4 protein-coding genes are annotated in these 4,387 nt (G+C 70.7%); all 4 read right to left on the bottom strand.

Annotated features, from left to right (window positions below; all coding sequences use genetic code 11):
• On the bottom strand, nucleotides 1–319 hold a 319-nt coding region (locus VF542_RS02815; protein WP_408650192.1), incomplete at its 3' end, for a cytidine deaminase.
• Complete coding sequence (locus VF542_RS02820) at nucleotides 316–1,572, bottom strand: ABC transporter permease (protein WP_408650193.1); 1,257 nt, start codon at nucleotides 1,570–1,572, stop codon at nucleotides 316–318. The genes VF542_RS02815 and VF542_RS02820, both read right to left, overlap by 4 nt.
• Nucleotides 1,569–2,726, bottom strand: coding sequence for an ABC transporter permease (locus VF542_RS02825; protein WP_408650194.1), 1,158 nt, complete (start codon nucleotides 2,724–2,726; stop codon nucleotides 1,569–1,571). Before VF542_RS02825 ends, VF542_RS02820 begins: the two co-directional genes overlap by 4 nt.
• Nucleotides 2,723–4,291: an ABC transporter ATP-binding protein gene (locus tag VF542_RS02830; RefSeq protein ID WP_408650195.1), complete on the bottom strand. Its 1,569-nt coding sequence runs from the start codon at nucleotides 4,289–4,291 to the stop codon at nucleotides 2,723–2,725. The genes VF542_RS02825 and VF542_RS02830 overlap by 4 nt, the downstream gene beginning before the upstream one ends.
• Between the last annotated feature and the right edge of the window lie 96 nt (nucleotides 4,292–4,387).

Here is a 4,387-nt window from a genome sequence, read left to right on the forward strand (position 1 = left end):
CATGTTCGAACAGCAACTGCCGGCACCGCCCGCACGGCATCAGCAGGGCACCGGCTCCGTCGACGCACACCATCGCGACCAGCCGGCCGCCGCCGCTGGCGGTCAGCGCCGACACCAGGCCGCACTCGGCGCACAGGCCAAGGCCGTAGGAGGCGTTCTCGACGTTGCAGCCGGTCACCAGCCGCCCGTCCGACACCAGGGCCGCGGCCCCCACCGGATACTTCGAGTACGGCGCGTAGGCCCGGCCCATCACCGCCACCGCCTCGCGGTGCAGCAGGTCCCAGTCGACCTCCGGTGCGCTCTGCTGCCCGGTGGTCATGTCTCCTCGCCCCTGCGGTAGACCCGGCCGTCGGCCTTGGGCATCCGCAATCGCTGGGAGGCCAGCCCCAGCACCAGGATGGTCACCACATAGGGGGTGGTGCCGACCAGCTCCTCGGGCACCTGGTCCGCCTCCAGGTACCACAGCACCGCCAGCGCGGCGATCACCACCGCGACCATCGCGATGACCCGCTGGCCGCTGCGCCACTGCCAGATCGCCACCAGCGCCAGGGCGATCGCCATCAGCAGCAGCAACGGGTGTACCGCCGAGGAGCTGCGCAGCTGGATCGCGTCGGTGTAGCCGAACAGGCCGGCGCCGGCGGCCAGCGCACCGGGCCGCCAGTTGCCGAAGATCAGCGCGGCCAGGCCGATGAAGCCGCGGCCGCCGGTCTGCCCGTCGCGGAACTGGTGGGCCGAGATGGCCAGCGCCGCCCCGCCCAGGCCGGCCAGCGCGCCGGACATCACCACGGCGATGTACTTGTACTTGTAGACGTTGACGCCCAGGGACTCCGCCGCGTACGGCGCCTCGCCGCAGGAGCGCAGCCGCAGCCCGAAGGCGGTCCGCCACAGGATCCACGCCGAGGCTGCCACCACCAGCGCCGCCAGCACCGTGACCAGCGACAGCCGGGTGACCAGCCCGCCGAGCACGCCGGCCAGGTCCGACACCGCGAACCAGTGCTTGGCCTCGATCGTGCGCAGCCAGTCCGAGAAGGGCAGCGTGACGGATCTGGCGTTGTTGATCGGCGGGGACTGCTTCTGCCCACCGCCGGGGTAGTGGGCGAAGGTGACCTTGGTCAGGTACAGGGTCAACCCCGGCGCGATGATGTTGATGGCGACGCCGGAGATGATGTGGTCGACCCCGAAGGTCACGGTGGCCACCGCGTGCACCAGGCCGCCGGCCGCACCGAGCAGGGTGCCGAACGCCAGCCCCGCCCAGGCACCGTGGTCCCAGCCGAGGTAGGCACAACCCCAGGTACCCAGGATCATCATGCCTTCCAGGCCGATGTTCACCACCCCGGCCCGTTCGGACCACAGCCCGCCCAGGCCGGCGAGCCCGATCGGCACCGCCGCCGACAGGCCCGCGGCGACCGTGCCGCTGCTGGTCAGGTCGTTGCCGCCGGTGAAGGCGCGGACCGCCGACAGCACCAGGAAGGCCCCGAGGGCGAAGGCGATCAGCAGTGGCGGTGAGAGCCTGGATCCCGGCCGCCGACCTTGGACGTCCGGGCGGGCCGCGATCGCGGTAGCGGTGCTCATGCGGTCACCGCCTGGCCTGCCGGAGCAGCCGGGGTGGCTGCCAGTTGGGCGGCGACGTCCTTCTGTTGCAGCACCAGCCGGTACCGGCGCACCAGCTCGTAGGCGATGACCACCGACAGCAGGATCACCCCCTGCATGATGGCGGCGATCTCGCGCGGCACCCCGATGAAGTCAAGCTGGTTGGCGGACTTGCCGAGGAAGGACCAGAGCACCGCGGCCAGCGCCATGCCCACCGGTGAGTTCCGGCCGAGCAGCGCGATGGCGATGCCGGCGAAGCCGAGCCCGGACTGGGCGGTCTGGCTGAAGGTGTGGCTCTGGCCCAGCAGCTCCGGCAGGCCCACCAGCCCGGCCACGCCGCCGGACATCAGCATCGCCACCAGGGTCATCCGCTTGACGTTGACCCCGCTGGCGACCGCCGCCTGCTCGTTCAGGCCAGTGGCCTTGATCCGGAAGCCGAACCGGGTGCGGCTGGCGATGAACCAGTACGCCACGCCGACCGCGATCGCCACGAACAGGAACCCGAAGATCTTGGCCTGGGTGCCGGAGTAGCTCAGTCCCGCCACCTGGCCGGACGCGCTGATCGGCTTGGTCTGGATGTTGTTGCCGCTGGAACGCCCGAGCTTGTGCAGCAGGTAGGAGCCGAGCCCCACCGCGATGGCGTTCAGCATGATCGTCGAGATGACCTCGCTGACCCCTCGGGTGACCTTCAGCACCCCGGCGATGCCGGCCCAGGCGGCACCGATCGCCACGGCCACCAGGACCTCGGTGACCACGTGCAGCGGGCCGCCACCGGTCATCTGCCCACCCACGTAGGCCGCCCCGAACGCTGCCAGGCTGTACTGGCCCTCGACGCCGATGTTGAACAGGTTCATCCGGAACCCGATCGAGACCGCCAGCGCGGACAGGTAATAGACCATCGCCTGGTTCACCATGTCGACGAACGAGGTCGGTCGGCCGGCCTGCTTCAGCATGGTGGAGAAGACGTGGGACGGGCTGTGCCCGCCCAGGCTCAGGATCACCGAGCTTGCCAGCAGCGCGAACAGCACCGCCCCGACCGGCGCCGCCAGGCCGAGCAGCACCGAGCGCAGCGGGTACCGCTGGCGCAGCCGGTCGAGCAGGCTGACCGACCTCACCGAGCCCGGCGCGGCGCTCACGCGGCACCCGTGGTGGCGCCGGCGCCGGTCATCGCCGCACCCAGGTCCTCGGCGGTGACGGTGGCCGGATCGGCCTCGGCCACGAAGGCGCCGCGCAGGATCACTTGGATCGAGTCCGACATACCGATCAGCTCCTCCAGGTCTGCCGAGATGAGCAGGACGGCGAGCCCCGCCGCCCGGGCACGGCGGACGTGCTCCCAGATCGCGGCCTGGGCCCCGACGTCCACACCCCGAGTGGGTTGGGAGGCGATGAGCAGCACCGGATCTCCGGAGAGCTCGCGTCCCACGATCAGCTTCTGCTGGTTGCCACCGGACAGCGCCAGGGCCGGGACGTCGATGCCGGGGGTCCGGACGTCGAACTCGGCCACGATCCGCTCGGTGTCCCGGCGCGCCCCGGCCCGGTCGATCAGCGGACCCTTGACGTTGGGAGCCGAATCGGAGTGCCCGAGCACCCGGTTCTCCCACAGCGAGGCCTCCAGCAGCAGGCCCTGCCGGTGCCGGTCCTCGGGAATGTAGGCGACGCCGGCCGTCCTGCGGTTGCGGGTCGAGGTGCTGGTGATGTCCCGGTCCTTCAGCGTGATGGTCCCCGCGGCGATCGGCCGGATGCCCATCAGCGCCTCGACCAGCTCGCTCTGGCCGTTGCCCTCCACGCCGGCGATCCCGTAGATCTCACCGGCGTGGATGTCGAAGGAGATGTCGTCGAGCAGCTTGCGGCCCCCGTCGCCGGTGACCGTGAGGCCCCGGACCGACAGCACCGTGCGGTCCGAGACGGTGTCCGAGCGGGTTTCCGGGCTCGGCAGCTCGGAGCCGACCATCAGCTCGGCCAGCTGCCGGGGAGTGGTCGAGCGGGGGTTGGCGGTGCCGACCGTGCGGCCGCGCCGGATCACGGTGATGTCGTCGGCAACCGAGATCACCTCGTCCAGCTTGTGGGAGATGAAGAGGATGGTCAGTCCCTCGCTCTTGAGTTCGCGAAGGTTCTGGAACAGCTCCTCGACCTCGTGCGGCACCAGCACCGCGGTCGGCTCGTCCAGGATCAGCAGCCGGGCGCCGCGGTAGAGCACCTTGGCGATCTCCACCCGCTGGCGGTCACCGACGCCGAGTCGCTCCACCAGCACGTCGGGGTTCAGGTCCAGGCCGTAGGTCCGGCTGAGCTCGGTGATCCGGCGGCGGGCGGCGGAGAAGTTCAGCGCCCCGCGCGCGGTCGGCTCGCTACCCAGCACGATGTTCTCCAGCACCGTGAAGTTGTCGGCCAGCATGAAGTGCTGGTGCACCATCCCGACGCCTGCCGCGATCGCGTCCGACGGCGAGGAGAAGTTGACCGGCCTGCCCTCGATCCGGATCTCACCCTCGTCGGGGCGCTGCATCCCGTAGAGCATCTTCATCAGGGTGGACTTGCCGGCGCCGTTCTCACCGACGATCGCGTGCACCGTGCCGCGCCGCACCGCGATGTTGACGTCGGAGTTCGCCACCACCCCGGGGAACCGCTTCGTGATGCCCACCACTTCGATGGCCAGCTCGGACTTGGTGTCGGAGCCGGCGGTCACCGGCTGGACTGGCTGGGGCATCTCGGACCTCCTGCTGGGCCGCCGCTGGCGAGGGTGATGGGAGATCTGACGTCGACGGGCCCGAGGTGACGCTAGCGAGTCACCTCGGGCCCGTCG

Origin of the sequence: Jatrophihabitans sp., from assembly GCF_036389215.1 — a bacterium.
Classification (GTDB): Bacteria; Actinomycetota; Actinomycetes; order Mycobacteriales; family Jatrophihabitantaceae; genus Jatrophihabitans_A.

What these genes read in the sequence shown, in the direction of transcription:
- VF542_RS02830 (WP_408650195.1), bottom strand. Translation starts at nt 4,291, where the DNA reads ATGCCCCAGCCAGTCCAGCCGGTGACCGCCGGCTCCGACACCAAGTCC.
- VF542_RS02820 (WP_408650193.1), bottom strand. Translation starts at nt 1,572, where the DNA reads ATGAGCACCGCTACCGCGATCGCGGCCCGCCCGGACGTCCAAGGTCGG.